We start from the raw sequence: 14,313 nt of genomic DNA, 5'->3' as shown, positions 1-14,313 counted from the left end.
GTCGGCACCACATGAAAGGGAAGATCCATGAACAAGGTACGTAAGGCAGTTAGCCTGGCCGCAACCGGTGGCATGATCCTTGCTGGAGGAGCGCTCGCGGCACCGGCGGCAACCGCCGCGCCCGGCCACGGCAACGCGCCCAAGACCGTCGAGGCCGTAGCGGCCCAGGAAGCGTTCTCTCTGAGCGCGACCAGCGCTGGCGGCGACAGTTACAACCTGACCTGGACGGCGGTCCCGGGCGCCACCGAGTACCGGGTCTACACGCTCGAGTTCGTGGCGTACACCGACCAGGTCTTCACGATCCCCTTGGACTTGGAGTACTTTGACGGAGCTGCGACCTCCGGCACGGTGAGCTACACACCCTCGGGCATTTACAACGACGCGACCGACTTCTACATCCAGGCAAAGACCCCTGGCGGCGAATGGAACGTCGTGTCCACGCCTATCCCCGGCCGCTAGCCGCGAAGGTTAGTCCGGGACACCAGCACCACACGCTAGCCCCGAACTTACGCCGGTTTGGCGGGCCGGTTGGTGAGCATAAGGCCTTATGCTCACCAACCGGCCCTTTCCGTGCGCATAAGTTATCCACAGGTTGCCAAAAGGCACTCGAAAGTTCGGCCGCAGCGGGGCACGCTAGGTGAATGACACCGGAACTCAAGGAACTGTTGCGCCTGCACGAAGGGGTCCTGCGGGCCGTGGAACTCGAGCGCGCCGGAATTCCGCGGCGTGTTGTGGACGGGCTAGTCGAATTGGGGAAGCTGAAGCGCCATCCTCGCGGTGTCGTTGCCAGGCCGGGCGCGCACCCGCAGTGGGTAACAGCGAGGGCTCGCGGCGCTGACTTAGGGTGTATCTCGCTGGCAAGCGTGCACAAGCTGTGGGTCATGGATGCCCCTCGAATTCCGCATATTGTGCAACGGCATTCGCGCACTCTTGGGCCCTACGTGACGCATCGGCATCGCCCCGGCGGCCAACTTCTCAATGCGGTCCTCGACGCCTTTTTGTGCGTCCCGCCCATGCAGAGCATCATGATCGCCGACGCGGCGGTCTCGACCAAGCAGATTTCTCTCACCGAGCTCAAAGAGGAAGCCGGGCGGGCGCGCTCGCCCGTGGTCAGGGGGCTCGTTGCTCGGGTGCAGCCAGCGTGCGGTTCTTACCTCGAATCCGCGGCCCGCTATATTTTGGAGGACGCGGGGTATCACGTCCAGGTCCAGCGATACGTCGAGGGGCTGGGGCGAATCGACCTGCTCGTCAATGGGGTGCTGGGGATCGAGCTTGACGGCAGGGCGTTTCACCACACGGAGATCGGGTTCTTGGAAGACCGTCGCCGCAACAACCTCTACGTCATCAAGGGTGTCCCGACGCTACGCATCACGTTTCAGATGGTTTTCAGCAATCCGCAGGAGTTTTTGGACCTGGTTGGTTTGGCGCTCGCCGAACTTATGCCCCGTTGAGCGGGCGGTTGGTGGGCATAAGGCCTTATGCTCACCAACCGAGGCGCCCCGTGAGCATAAGTTCGCGCCGGTGCTAGGCGCGGAGGCCGCCAAAAACCATCGTGATCACCTGATCGGCCAGGGCGCTTGCACTCAGTGAGCCACCTGGCCGATACCATTCCACCAGCGAATTCACGGTGCCGAGCATGAGCCGCTCGGCCGTCCGCGCCTCAATATCGGAGCGCAACGCTCCCTCCTCTTGCGCTTGGCGCACCAAAACGGCAAATCGCCGGTCAATAGTACGACGGCGTGTGAGGGCTTCTCGTTCCATCTCACTATTTCCGCGCAAGCGTAGGAGCAAAGTGACTTCGGGCAGGTGCTCGACCAGAACGTTGACGGTTCCGCGCAGGACATTCTCGAGCGCCGCAATCGCCGGCACATCCGCGGGCGCCTGGTCTAAGACGGATTCGAGGCCGCCGAGCGCGCGCTCGAGAGCCATGCGCAAGAGCTCTTCCTTGGACGAGACGTGGTGGTAAATCGCGGACTTGGAGATGCCCAAGCGGTCAGCAAGGACGCCCATCGAGGTCGCCTCGAAACCGTGCTCGTTGAAGGCCGCGACGGCGACTTCCAGCACGGCGTCTTGGTCATAGCCGGGCCGGCCACGCTTCATACTTACATCTCCCGCAGATCATAGACGCGGCGCAGTTTGCCGCTGGACCTGGCTAGCGTACCCGGTTCGGCGCTGATGACGGTGCAGGTGGAGCCAATGTGGGTCTTAATGCGGTGTTGCAGTTCCGCGAGGGCGGCGGCCACGTCATCGGTGCTGGCGCTTTCGCGCGGCTCCACCTTGACTGTCAGCCGGTCCATGCGGTCCACCCGGGTGATTTCGAGTTGGAAGTGTGGGCTAAGGGCTGGGATTGAGAGTGTGATTTCCTCGATTTGCGTGGGGAAGAGGTTCACTCCGCGCAGGATGATCATGTCGTCGCTGCGGCCGGTGATCCGACCCATGCGGCGCATGCCGGGCGCTTCGGTCCCGGCCGAAAGTTTGGTGAGGTCTTTGGTGCGGTAACGGATGATCGGGAGGGCTTCTTTGGTGAGCGTCGTGAACACGAGCTCGCCTTCCTCGCCATCGCCGAGCACCCGGTCCAGATCAAAGGGGTCAACAATTTCGGGGCGGAAATGGTCTTCCCAAATATGGCTGCCGTCTTGCCGGGTCGCGAACTCGCCGGCAACGCCCGGCCCCATGACTTCGGAGAGCCCGTAAATGTCGCTTGCTTTGAGGTCCATGCCTTCTTCGAGCTCGCGGCGCATGTTTTCGGTCCAGGGCTCGGCCCCGCACACCGCATATTTGAGGGTTGTTTCGCGTGGGTCGAGCCCTTGGTGCGCCATCGCGTCCATGATGGTGAGCAGGTAGGTCGGGGTACACATGATGACGTCTGGTTCAAAGTCACGGATGAGTTGAATTTGCTTTTCGGTCTGTCCTCCGGACATGGGAATGACCGTGGTGCCGAGTTTTTCCGCGCCGTAATGTGCGCCGAGCCCGCCAGTAAAGAGACCGTAACCGTAGGCTACGTGCACCTTGTGGCCGGGACGGGCGCCCGAAACAAACATGCTCCGTGCAACCAGATCGCTCCACCGGTCTATGTCACCGCGGGTGTATCCGACAACCGTGGGTTTGCCTGTGGTGCCAGAGCTCGCGTGAACCCGCACCACCTCGCTTTGCGGGACGGCGAACATGCCAAAGGGGTATTCGGCGCGGAGGTCATCCTTGGTGGTGTACGGGAACAGAGCGAGGTCTTCGAGTGTGCGGCAGTCTTCGGGCCGAACCCCGGCCTCATCAAACTTTCGGGTGTAGAGCGGTACGCGGTCATAGGCGTAGCGCAGGGTGTTCTGCAACCGTTCGAGTTGTACGGCCTCGACCTGCTCGCGCTCCCATTCGAGTTCGGGAAATAGGGAGCTGCTTTCGGTGCTCATGCGTTCGCCTCGCTCGTCGTCGTGCGGGCGGGAATGGTCCTGCTCCGCCCGCGGAATTCTGCCACCAGCTCGCCAAGGTGAGCATCGCCGTCGTGCTCTGCGGAAGATTCGGCGGTGTCACCGGAATCCCGCGCAGCTCGCGCAAAAACTTGTACGTCAAAGATGCCGCTCCGCCCGCTAGCGGCGCGGCGGGTGGCGATCGCGGTCACTTGCTGGCCCGCGAAGGTGGGCCGAAGGAAGTTGATGTCGGCACCGGACGCGACGGTGTGGGTGGAGCCGTCGGAGTCGGTCGGGTTGCAGGCGAAGGCAAAAGCGGAGTCGGCGATGGCGAAGATGATGCCGCCGTGGGTGAGACCGAACCCGTTCATCATTTCCGGGCGCAGGGTAGTGGTGACGGTCGCGGTGCCGTCGCCCGTGTGCAGAACTTTGAGTCCAAGCCATTGGGAGGCGAGGTCCTCCGCCAACAGGGGGTGCGTCATTGCCGATCCCTTCAGCGCGCGGGTCAGGCGCCCGCGCGAATTACTTACCGAATGTTCATTAGGTAATCGCACCCGCGCTCAGGTGTCAAGGAATGGCGGCGGAACCGCCCAGGGCGCTCAGGTGTCAGGCGCTCGGGTGCAAGCCGCTCGAGTGCAAGCCGCTCGAGTGCACGCCGCCCGGGTGTCAGCCGCTCGGGCCCAGGCAGTCGGGACGTGGGTTTACTCGTGTTCGGCTGCGACCACCACCTTTCGAGCTTGGCGCACCCCGCGTGCCACGCTGATTCCGGCCAGGCTCACCCCGATCATGATCGGGTACACGATGAGCCGTTCAAGCAGTCCGGCCGGCATCCACGGAATGTCCAACCACACCACCAGGATCAGAAATGCGAGCGTCGCCGCAATCGCGATCACACCGCAGACCAGGAGTGCGGTGCTCACCGGATTGACGCCCCGCCATAGGCGCCACAACAACAGGAGTACCGCTGATCCGGCCCCGAAAAACAGTGTGGCGCCGGCGAAATGCAGCCACGCCACGGTGTCCAGCGGCGCCAGGCCCACAATGGCGGCACCGATCCCGGCGGCAGCCAAGAGAATGCGGGTGGCAATCGCGGTCCTGCCCTTGACGCGCATCTCGGGATGTAGCCGGCCGCCCACACCCAAAAGCGCCGTGGTCAACATGGCCGCACCGAGCAACAACCCGACGCCTTGCAAGATCAGCGAGAGATTCATGAGCCAATTCAGCGGCGAGCACAGGATGCGGTCCTGGTAAAAGGCGCAGTTCGCGGCTCCCAGATCGCTAATGACATTCTCGATGCGGCTATAGCCGGGACGCCCGGTCCACGCCATGATCGCCAACGCCTCGACCAAAAAAAGTTGCAGGGGCGATACGATTGCCCACGCGCCAATCAGGGAACGGTTCTGGGCCATTTCGGCGGCGATTTCGCGACGTTCAACCTTCATGCGTCTAACCTACCGGCCGCCTCTGACATTGAGCGGAGTGCGAGTCCCCGAACTCCCAACAACGCCGACAGACGGAACCGCGCCGCTGCGACATCTCCCGCTAACCTGCAACATTGACCGTCGGCCGCAGGGGTGTTGCCCGCACCACACGCCTCCCGATATACTGAACGAACGGTCAGTAATTCCCCGGCTCGCCCAGGCGAGTGCGGCGGAGCAGAGGAGCAGCAATGACGCAGCACGCCACCACGGACGCCGCAGCCCCCGCGCAACCTGCGCAACCTGGGCAACCCGGGCGGTCCGCGCAAGCAGCGGAACAGCCCGCACAGCCCGCGCATCCCGCCGGCCAAGCCCGCTTTGACGCCATCATCGCCGAGGATTCGCGCATTGAACCGCGCGACTGGATGCCGGAGGCTTACCGCAAGACCCTCGTCCGCCAGATCTCCCAGCACGCGCACTCCGAAATCATCGGCATGCAGCCCGAAGCGAATTGGATCTCCCGCGCGCCGAGCCTGAAACGCAAATCCATTCTGATGGCCAAGGTCCAGGACGAGGCCGGACACGGCCTTTACCTCTACTCAGCCGCCGAAACCCTCGGCACCCCGCGCGACAAAATGACCGAGGACCTCATCGCCGGCAAAGCCCGCTACTCCAGCATTTTCAACTATCCGACGCTCTCCTGGGCGGACGTCGGAGCGATCGGCTGGCTTGTGGACGGCGCCGCCATTTGCAATCAAGTGCCGCTGTGCCGCGCCAGCTACGGACCCTACGGCCGCGCGATGGTGCGCATTTGCAAGGAGGAATCCTTCCACCAGCGCCAGGGTTTCGAAATCCTGCTCACCCTGATGCGCGGTAGCGAGGCGCAACAAAAAATGGCCCAGGACGCCGTCAACCGCTGGTACGCGCCGAGCCTGATGATGTTCGGGCCGCCGGACGATGACTCGCCCAACTCCCAACAATCCATGGCCTGGAACATCAAGCGCTTCTCCAATGACGAACTGCGCCAGCGCTTCGTCGGCATGATGGTCGAGCAAGCCAAGGTGCTCGGCGTCACCCTCCCAGACGACCAGATCCGCTTCAACGAGGACACCCAAAAGTGGGAGCACGGCCCGCTGGACTGGTCCGAATTCAAGGCCGTCCTCGCCGGCCAGGGCGCCTGCAACTCGCAACGCATCGAGCGCCGCCGCGCCGCGCATGAGGACGGTGCGTGGGTGCGTGAAGCGGCGGCCGCCTATGCGGCCAAGCAGGCTCAGAAGTACGACGACGCCCCTCACCAATCCGCGGAAGTTGCCTAACAATGAGCTCACCAAATAGCAATGCACCAGCTCCGAGCGCCACGGGAAACCCGACGAGTGGAACGCAGTGGCCCTTGTGGGAAGTGTTTGTGCGTTCCTCGCGCGGTCTCTCGCATGTGCACGCCGGTTCCTTGCATGCCCCCGACGCCGAACTTGCGGTGCGGAACGCCCGCGACCTGTACACCCGTCGCAATGAAGGCGTGTCCATTTGGGTGGTTCCGGCCAGTGCAATTACCGCGAGCGACCCGGGAGAGAAGGACGCGTTTTTTGAGTCCGCAAAGGGCAAGGATTACCGGCACGCAACGTACTACACCGAAAGCGAAGGGGTGAAACACCTCTGATGGCTGGTGAATCGGCGACACGAATTACCCCCGGATTTGCGCTCCGCCCCGAAGACATCGCACAGGCGACCCATGATGGCTCGACTCCCGCCCCATCCGAGGATGTCGCCCGATATGCCCTCGGCCTTGGCGATGACGGCCTCATCTTGGCGCAGCGCTTGGGGAACTGGATTTCCCGGGCACCTGAACTGGAGGAGGACGTCGCACTCGGCAACATCGGGCTGGATCAATTAGGTCATGCCCGCTCCTTCTTGACCTACGCTGGCTCGGCCTGGGGTAAGACCGAAGACGATCTCGCCTATTGGCGCGGCGAGGACGAGTTCACCAGCGTGCATCTGGTCGAGCAGCCGAATGGGGACTTCGCGCACACGATCGCTCGCCAGCTCATTCTGGCGAGCTACCAAAAGCACCTGTACGCAGCGCTCGCGAATTCCTCCGATGCGACTCTTGCCGCCATTGCGGCCAAGGCCGTCAAAGAAGTGGACTATCACCTCGATCACGCGACGCAATGGATTCTTCGCCTCGGTTTGGGCACCGAGGAATCGCGCCGCCGCATGATTGCGGGCTTGACGAACATGTGGCCCTATGTGGAGGAACTGTTCACCGACACTGACGTCATTGAAAGCCTGGCAGCCGAGGAGGACACGGCCCAGGTCGCCGTCCGACCCTCCAGTTTGCGAGAGCCGGTGTTGGCGGAGATCGCCTCGATCCTGGCCGAAGCGGAACTGGACAGCCCGGACGTGCCACACTCCCGGGGCGGTGGCCGCAACGGGCAGCACTCCGAGCACTTGGGCTATCTCTTGGCCGAAATGCAGGTGCTCGCACGCCAGCACCCCGGTGCCAGTTGGTGAGCGTCATGACGGTGAGCGCGGACGCCCGCAGCTTCAGCCCACAGGAACTGTGGGATATCGCCGCGCGCGTCAACGACCCTGAAATCCCGGTGCTTTCCATTGCCGATCTGGGGATATTGCGTTCGGTGGAGATCATCCCGGAAGGCGAGCAAGTGACGGCCGGCGAGCCCGGCGCTCAGGTGAAGGTGACCATCACGCCCACCTACTCCGGCTGCCCGGCGATGGATGCCATAGCAGCCGACGTCAAAGGCGAGTTTGCGCGCGCGGGGTTGGGGGCCGCCGTCGTACTTAATCTTTCCCCGGCCTGGACCACCGACTGGATGAGCGAGGCCGGCAAGGCGAAGCTTGAGGAATACGGGATTGCGCCGCCGACGCATCGCAGCGACGCCGGGCCGGTGCGGCTCGCGCTGGGTGTGAAGTGTCCGCGGTGCCAATCGCTCAACACTCGCGAGCTGACGCGGTTCGGCTCGACCTCCTGTAAGGCGCTGTACCAGTGCCGCGAATGTCAGGAACCCTTCGACTATTTCAAGGTGCACTAATTCATGACTGCTTCCACGACCGAGGTTGCGCCGTCGCGGCGCGCGAAGTTTCATCCGCTGAGCGTCGCCGAGGTGCGGCCGTTGACCAAGGATTCGGTTGAGGTGTCCTTCCGGGTGCCGGCCGAACTGGCGGACGAATATGACTATGTGCCCGGCCAATATGTTGCGTTGCGCAAGGAGCTTCCGGGTGCTGACGGCGAGTTGCACGAGGTGCGCCGCAGTTATTCGATTTGTGCGGTGCCCTCGCGGGAAGAGGACGGGAGCGCGCGGATTCGGGTGGCCATCAAGAAGGATTTGGGCGGTCAGTTCTCGACCTGGGCGAACACCGAGTTGGCGGCGGGGGAAACCATCGAGGTCATGAACCCGACCGGCGCGTTCACCTCGCGGCACCACAGCATCTTGAACGACTTGAATCATCCGGAAGAAATGGCGGAGGCGCTGGGTGGCGGGTCCTTTGTGGCTGTGGCGGCAGGGTCTGGGATCACGCCGGTGATCGCGATTGCGCGGAGCCTCTTGGCTGTGGATCCGTCGACGCGGTTTGACCTGATTTATGCGAACAAGGCCGCCATGGACGTGATGTTCTTGGAGGAACTGGCGGATTTGAAGGACCAGTACCCGTCGCGGTTTGCGTTGCACCACGTGCTCTCGCGAGAGCAGCGGATCGCGCCGCTTCTCTCGGGGCGGATCGATGCGGAGAAACTTTCGGTACTGTTGCGCTCGGTGCTGCCGAGTGGGCAGGTCGACGAGTGGTTCCTGTGCGGGCCGTTCGAGCTGGTGCAAATGTGCCGGGACACGCTGGCTGAGCTTGGGGTTTCGCCCGAGCATGTGCGTTTTGAACTGTTTACGACGGGCGCGCCGACTCGTCCCGCGGCCCAATTTGGGCGGGACGTGGTGGTTGATGATGCGGATGAAACCTATTCGATCAACTTCACGCTGGACGGGCTGAAAGGCTCGGTCAAGAGCCCGACGCACGCGAACGAATCCATCCTGAATGCGGCGCTGCGGGTGCGGCCGGATGTGCCGTTCGCGTGTGCGGGCGGGGTGTGCGGGACCTGCCGGGCGAAAGTCGAATCGGGGAGCGTGCGCATGGAAGAGAACTACGCGCTTGAACCCGACGAGGTGGAGCGCGGGTACGTGTTGACGTGCCAAGCGCACCCCACGAGTGACGAGGTGTCGGTGAATTATGACGTCTGAGACTGTTCCTGGTTCGGAGTCGACGGCCGAGCGCGAGTCGATGGTGCGGTACTCGGTGACCGGAAGCGTAGCCGAGGTGGTGCTGGATGCGCCGGTCAAACGTAATGCTGTGGCTGCGGGGGATTTGGCCGATCTTGTGGCCGCCTTGGGTGAGTTGGCGCCGCGTGCGCGGGCCGGGGAGGTGCGGGCGCTGGTGTTCCGCGGCGAGGGCAAGGCGTTTTGCGCCGGGCGGGACTTGGCTGGAGTGGACGTCGCAACTGATGACGCGCTCGGCTATTTGGCCGAGTCTGTCACCCCTGCCATGCGGGCCATTGCCGATTTTCCGGCACCGACCTTTGCCGCCGCGCACGGGGCGGCGCTGGGTGTGGGGCTCGGGTTGCTGTTGGCAACCGACGTTGTGTACGTGGCATCCGACGCGAAATTTGGCTCGCCGTTCGGCAAGCTCGGGTGCGCACTGGATTCTGGCGGCCACTGGGAGTTTGTGGAGCGTCTCGGGGTGCACCGCACGCTGGACCTTATATATACGTCGGATTTTGTGTCCGGTGAGGAGGCCGTGCGCGCCGGGCTGTTTTCGCGTGCGTTTGCGGCAGAAGAGCTGTTGGAGCGGACCCGCGAGATCGCCGCGCGAGTGGCCGCCGGGCCGACCAACGCGTATTTAGCCGACCGGGCTCTGGTACACCGAATCCGGGATGAGCGGCTCGGGTTCTGGGATGCGCTCAACCTGGAAAACAAAATCCAAGGCGAATTGTGCCAGGAGCCCAATTACTTTGAAGGCATTGCCGCGTTCCAAGAGCGGCGCTCGCCGAAGTTCTCCTAACCCACTCGTTTCGCATCCCCGTACCGCATTTCGCGAGCCGTATGCGGGTCAATTTAGGCGGTACGGGGATGCGAAACGCGGGGAGGGCGGGGGTGCAGCTAGCGGGCCGCGACGTCGTCAAAAATCAGGAATGTCTGCGAGTCCAGAATCTCCGGCATCGACTGCAGCGTGTCGAAGACCAGTTGCCGCAGGTGTTCATTGTCGGCGGCACGCACTAGGAGCATCACGTCAAAGTCCCCGCCCACCAGCGCAATGTGATGCACCTCGGGGATCGCCTGCAACTTTTGGCGTAGCGCCCGCCAGGACTGCTGTTCCACCTTCAGGGTCACGTATGCCGAGGACTTCAGCCCAATCTTGATCGGGTCCACCGCAATGCTGAACTTCGTAATGACGCCCTCATCGCGAAGCCGCGCAATACGGGTATACGCGTGCGCGCGGGAAATGTGTACGGCGTCGGCGACGGCGCTGACCGAGAGCCGCGCGTCCTCGCTCAGCGCGGCAATGATCTTCCGATCAACGTCATCAATCACATACTCGGCCACAGCGACCTGCCCTTCGCAATTTGTCCACCGCACTCAATGTAATGGGCATCACAATGACAAAAAGTCTATCAGCAGACCAAGCAGGAGACAGAATGTCAACAAAACCGCGCTCAGCTTGAATGAATCATCCAGCAAAGTCGACAATTGAAAGCAAGAAGTCTCAGCCCTAAACCAGGGGCGTCACCAGGCGATCAGGGACCAAGGAGCAGATCAATGTCGATCTCAGCGCAAGAGAACGCGCAGAGCCAAGCCAAGGCCTCGGCTCAATTTGGCATCAGCATCGAGGAGTACATGCTCCCCGCGCACGAGCAAATCCAAATGGTCACCCCGGACGGTACACAAGCCACGCCAAGCGCGCGTCAGGCCGGCCACGAATACGAGGCCCCGAGCCCCGAAGAACTCCTGAACGCCTACCAGCAACTCGTCATTGGGCGCCGCGTCAATGACCAAAACTCCGCGCTAGTCCGCCAAGGGCGCATGGCGGTGTACCCCTCCTCGCACGGCCAAGAAGCGAGTCAAGTTGCCGCCGCGCTGTGTCTGGAAGACGGCGATTGGCTCTTCCCCACCTACCGCGACGCCGTTACAGTCATGGCTCGCGGCGTGGACCCGGTAGAAACCATGACGCTTTTCCGCGGCGATTGGCACGGCGGCTACGATCCGCAAGCGACCAGGGTCGGCATCCAGTGCACGCCGCTCACCACCCAACTCCTGCACGCCGTCGGCGTCGCCCACGCCGCGAAGCTCCGCGGTGAAGACACCGTAGTCCTCGCAATGTGCGGCGACGGCGCCACCAGCGAAGGCGACTTCCACGAAGCGCTCAACTTTGCTGCCGTCTTCCAGCTGCCCGTCGTGTTCTTTGTGCAGAACAACAAGTACGCGATCTCCGTCCCGCTGGCCCACCAGAGTGTCGCCCCCACGCTCGCCCACAAGGCTGTCGGTTACGGCATGGCCGGCGAACACGTAGACGGCAACGATCTGGTTGCTCTGCTTGCCGTCCTGAAGCGCGCCGTCAAACTGGCCCGCGAAGGTTCCGGCCCGCTCCTGGTGGAAGCGAACACCTACCGCATCCAATCCCACACCAACGCCGATGACGCGACCCGCTACCGTCAAGACGCCGAAGTGCAGGAATGGCTCGCCAAAGATCCCATCGACCGCATGCAAAAGTACCTCACCGCTCAAGGCATCCTCACCGATGACGCGCAAGCCGAGATCGCCCAGGCCGCAGAAGACACCGCCGCCTACCTGCGGGAGGGCATGAACCAGGACCTCACCCCTGACCCGCAGGAACTCTTCCACCACGTTTACGCGCAACCCAACGCGCAACTTCAAGAACAAGCAGAATTCCTGAAGCAGGAACTGGCTCGCGAAGGAGACGCCCAGTGAGCACCACCGAGCAAACGGCCACCCCACGGACGCAAGCGCAGAGCGTCACCTTCGCCAACGCTCTGAACCGCGCACTCGCGGACGCGATGGCCTCGGACGAGAGCGTCATCATGTTCGGCGAGGACGTCGGAACCCTGGGCGGCGTCTTCCGCATCACCGACGGCCTGACCGCCAGATTCGGCGAATCGCGCTGCTTTGACACCCCGCTCGCCGAATCCGGGATCGTCGGCATGGCGATCGGCATGGCCATGAACGGCATGCGCCCGGTCGTGGAAATGCAATTCGACGCCTTCGCGTACCCCGCCTTCCAACAGATCATGTCCCACGTCGCGAAAATGTCGAACCGCACCAAGGGCGCGGTCCGCCTCCCCATGGTCATCCGCGTCCCGTACGCCGGCGGCATCGGCGGCGTCGAGCACCACTGCGACTCCTCCGAGGCCTACTATGCGCACACGCCCGGCCTGACCGTCATCACCCCGAGCACCGTGGAGGATTCCTATACGATGCTCCGCGACGCGATCGCCAGCGATGACCCGGTCATCTTCATGGAGCCGAAAAAACTCTACTTTTCCAAGGAACAGGTTGACCTCGATCAGCTCGCCCAAAGCTGGGACCTGCGCGAGGACGCCAAGTCCACCATCGGCACCGCCCGCATCGCGAAAGAGGGCACCGACGTGACCCTTGTCGCCTACGGCCCGAGCGTCGCCCCCGCACTTCAAGCCGCCCGCATCGCCGAGGAAGAGGGCCGCAGCGTCGAGGTCATTGATGCCCGCTCACTCACCCCCTTTGACGACAAAACCCTAGAAGAATCGGTGCGCAAAACCGGGCGCGCCGTCGTCATTTCCGAGGCCGCCGGTTTCGCCTCCGTGGCCAGCGAGATCGTCGCCCGCATCCAAGAACGCTGCTTCCACTCGCTCGCCGCCCCGGTCCTGCGCGTCACCGGTTTCGATGTGCCCTACCCGGCGCCGAAACTGGAGCATTTCTACCTCCCCAACGCCGTCCGCATTTTGGACGCCATCGACGATCTGCAGTGGGAGGACGCATGAGCGAGCACATTTTCCTGCTCCCGGACCTCGGCGAGGGCCTCACCGAAGCCGAGCTCGTCCGCTGGCTCGTTGACACCGGAGACACGGTCGCGATCGACCAACCGGTCGCCGAAGTCGAAACCGCCAAATCGGTCGTCGAAGTCCCGTCCCCCTTCGCCGGCACGGTCGCCGTCTTGCACGGGCAAAGCGGCCAAACCTTGGAGGTCGGCAAGCCGCTTTTGACGGTCACCTCGGACACAAGTACGACGGCGACACCCACCCAGGCCGCGCACCTCGCCTACCGCGAGGAAGAGAAAGCAGGCAGCGGGAACGTCCTGATCGGCTATGGCACGAGCGGCGAGGTTTCCAGCGGGCGGAAGCGCCAGCCCAAGCGCGCCGCCGTGCCCACCCCGGAAAAGCCCACCCCAGAAAAGCCCGTTCCAGCACAGCCCAATGCGGCAATCTCGCAGGCTGGCGAAGACCATGCCATGCACAGCGAGCAGACGCGGGCTACCGGATTGGCGCCGCTCGTGATTTCGCCAATCGTGCGCAAGATCGCCCGGGACGCGGGTCTGCACCTGAGCGAAGTCATCGGCAGCGGCCCGGACGGTCTCATTCTGCGCCGGGACGTCGAAGCCGCCCTCTCCGGTGCAAGCGCGGGAAACAAGGCCGACCAGCGCGTCGACAGCAACACCGAAGCGAGGGACACCAGCGCACCGCAAACGGCAGGAGTGCCCGGCGAAACCGACACCCGATCGGGTTTGCCCATTGTTTCGCGAACCCCGCTGACCGGCGTGCGCAAAACCATCGCGAATGCCATGTCCCGCAGCCGCACCGAGATCCCGGAAGCCACCGTGTGGGTCGATGTCGATGCAACCGCCCTCGTCACGATGCGTGCCGACCTGAAGAAAAAACTCGGCGATGACACCCCCAGCCTCCTCGCTCTCATCGCCCGGTTTACTCTCGCGGGCCTCGCGAAGTTCCCGGAAATGAACACCCGCATCGATTCCGATGCGATCCTCGCCGTCGAGGGTGTGAACCTAGGTATTGCGGTCAACTCGGACCGCGGGCTCATGGTGCCCAGCATCCCGGCCGCGCACCTGATGAGCGCCCGGGAACTGGACACTGAGATTAAGGCGCTTTCCGCCGTCGTACGTCAGGGCAATGCCACGCCCGCGCTCCTCACGCGCGGAACCTTCACGCTCAATAACTATGGGGTGTTCGGTGTGGATGGCTCGGCGGCGATTATCAATTATCCCGAGGCCGCGATTCTGGGGGTCGGGCGGATCGTGGACAAGCCGTGGGTGGTGGACGGCGAACTCGCGGTACGCAAGGTGTGCGAGCTGACGCTCACTTTTGATCACCGCGTGTGCGATGGCGGGGTTGCGGGCGGCTTCCTGCGCTACGTTGCCGACGCGATCGAGAGCCCGGGCAGCGCTCTGATCGACCTGTAGTCGAGGCCGGTGCCGCGCCCGGCTAAGATTGC

The 14,313-nt window shown here is 63.4% G+C and carries 16 protein-coding genes; 11 read left to right on the top strand and 5 right to left on the bottom strand.

Annotation, left to right across the window (positions count from 1 at the left end):
* Window positions 1-27: 27 nt before the first annotated feature.
* Window positions 28-459 carry a hypothetical protein gene (locus O148_RS0100930; protein WP_026529424.1) on the top strand — a complete coding sequence of 144 codons (432 nt, stop codon included), beginning with the start codon at window positions 28-30 and terminating at the stop codon, window positions 457-459.
* Between the two features lie 182 nt (window positions 460-641).
* Window positions 642-1,451: a type IV toxin-antitoxin system AbiEi family antitoxin domain-containing protein gene (locus O148_RS0100925; RefSeq protein ID WP_026529423.1), complete on the top strand. Its 810-nt coding sequence runs from the start codon at window positions 642-644 to the stop codon at window positions 1,449-1,451.
* A 73-nt stretch (window positions 1,452-1,524) separates the two neighbouring features.
* On the opposite strand, the gene O148_RS0100920 is transcribed toward O148_RS0100925, so the two are convergent.
* The 4 genes from O148_RS0100920 to O148_RS14005 form a co-directional block, all read right to left on the bottom strand.
* Window positions 1,525-2,100: a TetR/AcrR family transcriptional regulator gene (locus O148_RS0100920; protein ID WP_026529422.1), complete on the bottom strand. Its 576-nt coding sequence runs from the start codon at window positions 2,098-2,100 to the stop codon at window positions 1,525-1,527.
* Between the two features lie 2 nt (window positions 2,101-2,102).
* The gene (locus tag O148_RS0100915; protein ID WP_026529421.1) at window positions 2,103-3,404 is read right to left on the bottom strand and encodes an AMP-binding protein; all 1,302 of its coding nucleotides are present in this window, start codon (window positions 3,402-3,404) and stop codon (window positions 2,103-2,105) included.
* The gene (locus O148_RS0100910) at window positions 3,401-3,883 is read right to left on the bottom strand and encodes a hotdog fold thioesterase (protein WP_035744189.1); all 483 of its coding nucleotides are present in this window, start codon (window positions 3,881-3,883) and stop codon (window positions 3,401-3,403) included. The genes O148_RS0100915 and O148_RS0100910 overlap by 4 nt, the downstream gene beginning before the upstream one ends.
* Before the next feature lie 219 nt (window positions 3,884-4,102).
* Entirely contained in the window at window positions 4,103-4,843 is a 741-nt protein-coding gene (locus O148_RS14005; protein ID WP_035744187.1) for a DUF998 domain-containing protein, read from the bottom strand.
* A gap of 227 nt (window positions 4,844-5,070) precedes the next feature.
* Between O148_RS14005 and paaA the strand changes: the two genes are divergently transcribed.
* The 6 genes from paaA to O148_RS0100875 are packed head-to-tail and all read left to right on the top strand — an operon-like array spanning window position 5,071 to window position 9,877.
* Window positions 5,071-6,135, top strand: coding sequence for a 1,2-phenylacetyl-CoA epoxidase subunit PaaA (gene paaA / locus O148_RS14000; protein ID WP_051619661.1), 1,065 nt, complete (start codon window positions 5,071-5,073; stop codon window positions 6,133-6,135).
* 2 nt (window positions 6,136-6,137) lie between these two features.
* Complete coding sequence (paaB, locus tag O148_RS0100895) at window positions 6,138-6,476, top strand: 1,2-phenylacetyl-CoA epoxidase subunit PaaB (protein ID WP_026529419.1); 339 nt, start codon at window positions 6,138-6,140, stop codon at window positions 6,474-6,476.
* Window positions 6,476-7,327, top strand: a complete 852-nt coding sequence (paaC, locus tag O148_RS0100890; RefSeq protein WP_026529418.1) for a 1,2-phenylacetyl-CoA epoxidase subunit PaaC — start codon at window positions 6,476-6,478, stop codon at window positions 7,325-7,327. Before paaB ends, paaC begins: the two co-directional genes overlap by 1 nt.
* Window positions 7,328-7,332: 5 nt before the next feature.
* Window positions 7,333-7,866, top strand: coding sequence for a 1,2-phenylacetyl-CoA epoxidase subunit PaaD (gene paaD / locus O148_RS0100885; RefSeq protein WP_026529417.1), 534 nt, complete (start codon window positions 7,333-7,335; stop codon window positions 7,864-7,866).
* A gap of 3 nt (window positions 7,867-7,869) precedes the next feature.
* Window positions 7,870-9,060 carry a 1,2-phenylacetyl-CoA epoxidase subunit PaaE gene (gene paaE / locus O148_RS0100880; protein ID WP_026529416.1) on the top strand — a complete coding sequence of 397 codons (1,191 nt, stop codon included), beginning with the start codon at window positions 7,870-7,872 and terminating at the stop codon, window positions 9,058-9,060.
* A 40-nt stretch (window positions 9,061-9,100) separates the two neighbouring features.
* Entirely contained in the window at window positions 9,101-9,877 is a 777-nt protein-coding gene (locus tag O148_RS0100875; protein ID WP_026529415.1) for an enoyl-CoA hydratase/isomerase family protein, read from the top strand.
* A gap of 98 nt (window positions 9,878-9,975) precedes the next feature.
* Here O148_RS0100875 and O148_RS0100870 read toward each other — a convergent pair whose 3' ends face one another.
* Window positions 9,976-10,419, bottom strand: a complete 444-nt coding sequence (locus O148_RS0100870) for an Lrp/AsnC family transcriptional regulator (RefSeq protein WP_026529414.1) — start codon at window positions 10,417-10,419, stop codon at window positions 9,976-9,978.
* A 213-nt stretch (window positions 10,420-10,632) separates the two neighbouring features.
* On the opposite strand from O148_RS0100870, the gene pdhA reads away from it, so the two are divergent.
* The 3 genes from pdhA (at window position 10,633) to O148_RS0100855 (ending at window position 14,281) form a co-directional block, all read left to right on the top strand.
* Window positions 10,633-11,802: a pyruvate dehydrogenase (acetyl-transferring) E1 component subunit alpha gene (pdhA, locus tag O148_RS0100865; RefSeq protein WP_026529413.1), complete on the top strand. Its 1,170-nt coding sequence runs from the start codon at window positions 10,633-10,635 to the stop codon at window positions 11,800-11,802.
* A gap of 86 nt (window positions 11,803-11,888) precedes the next feature.
* A complete protein-coding gene (locus O148_RS0100860; RefSeq protein ID WP_157374455.1) occupies window positions 11,889-12,848 on the top strand; it encodes an alpha-ketoacid dehydrogenase subunit beta in 960 nt (319 codons plus the stop codon).
* Entirely contained in the window at window positions 12,845-14,281 is a 1,437-nt protein-coding gene (locus O148_RS0100855; RefSeq protein ID WP_026529411.1) for a dihydrolipoamide acetyltransferase family protein, read from the top strand. Before O148_RS0100860 ends, O148_RS0100855 begins: the two co-directional genes overlap by 4 nt.
* Window positions 14,282-14,313 lie beyond the last annotated feature (32 nt).

Source organism: Haematomicrobium sanguinis DSM 21259, assembly GCF_000688395.1.
In the GTDB taxonomy this organism is placed as follows: domain Bacteria; phylum Actinomycetota; class Actinomycetes; order Actinomycetales; family Micrococcaceae; genus Haematomicrobium; species Haematomicrobium sanguinis.
The sequence above is the reverse complement of the archived record's forward strand: the minus strand, read 5'-3'. Positions and strand labels throughout refer to the sequence as shown.

Bases quoted from the DNA above. Each gene is read 5' to 3' on its own strand.
- O148_RS0100930 (WP_026529424.1), top strand. From the start codon at position 28: ATGAACAAGGTACGTAAGGCAGTTAGCCTGGCCGCAACCGGTGGCATG.
- O148_RS0100925 (WP_026529423.1), top strand. From the start codon at position 642: ATGACACCGGAACTCAAGGAACTGTTGCGCCTGCACGAAGGGGTCCTG.
- O148_RS0100920 (WP_026529422.1), bottom strand. From the start codon at position 2,100: ATGAAGCGTGGCCGGCCCGGCTATGACCAAGACGCCGTGCTGGAAGTC.
- O148_RS0100915 (WP_026529421.1), bottom strand. From the start codon at position 3,404: ATGAGCACCGAAAGCAGCTCCCTATTTCCCGAACTCGAATGGGAGCGC.
- O148_RS0100910 (WP_035744189.1), bottom strand. From the start codon at position 3,883: ATGACGCACCCCCTGTTGGCGGAGGACCTCGCCTCCCAATGGCTTGGA.
- O148_RS14005 (WP_035744187.1), bottom strand. From the start codon at position 4,843: ATGAAGGTTGAACGTCGCGAAATCGCCGCCGAAATGGCCCAGAACCGT.
- paaA (WP_051619661.1), top strand. From the start codon at position 5,071: ATGACGCAGCACGCCACCACGGACGCCGCAGCCCCCGCGCAACCTGCG.
- paaB (WP_026529419.1), top strand. From the start codon at position 6,138: ATGAGCTCACCAAATAGCAATGCACCAGCTCCGAGCGCCACGGGAAAC.
- paaC (WP_026529418.1), top strand. From the start codon at position 6,476: ATGGCTGGTGAATCGGCGACACGAATTACCCCCGGATTTGCGCTCCGC.
- paaD (WP_026529417.1), top strand. From the start codon at position 7,333: ATGACGGTGAGCGCGGACGCCCGCAGCTTCAGCCCACAGGAACTGTGG.
- paaE (WP_026529416.1), top strand. From the start codon at position 7,870: ATGACTGCTTCCACGACCGAGGTTGCGCCGTCGCGGCGCGCGAAGTTT.
- O148_RS0100875 (WP_026529415.1), top strand. From the start codon at position 9,101: ATGGTGCGGTACTCGGTGACCGGAAGCGTAGCCGAGGTGGTGCTGGAT.
- pdhA (WP_026529413.1), top strand. From the start codon at position 10,633: ATGTCGATCTCAGCGCAAGAGAACGCGCAGAGCCAAGCCAAGGCCTCG.
- O148_RS0100860 (WP_157374455.1), top strand. From the start codon at position 11,889: ATGGCCTCGGACGAGAGCGTCATCATGTTCGGCGAGGACGTCGGAACC.
- O148_RS0100855 (WP_026529411.1), top strand. From the start codon at position 12,845: ATGAGCGAGCACATTTTCCTGCTCCCGGACCTCGGCGAGGGCCTCACC.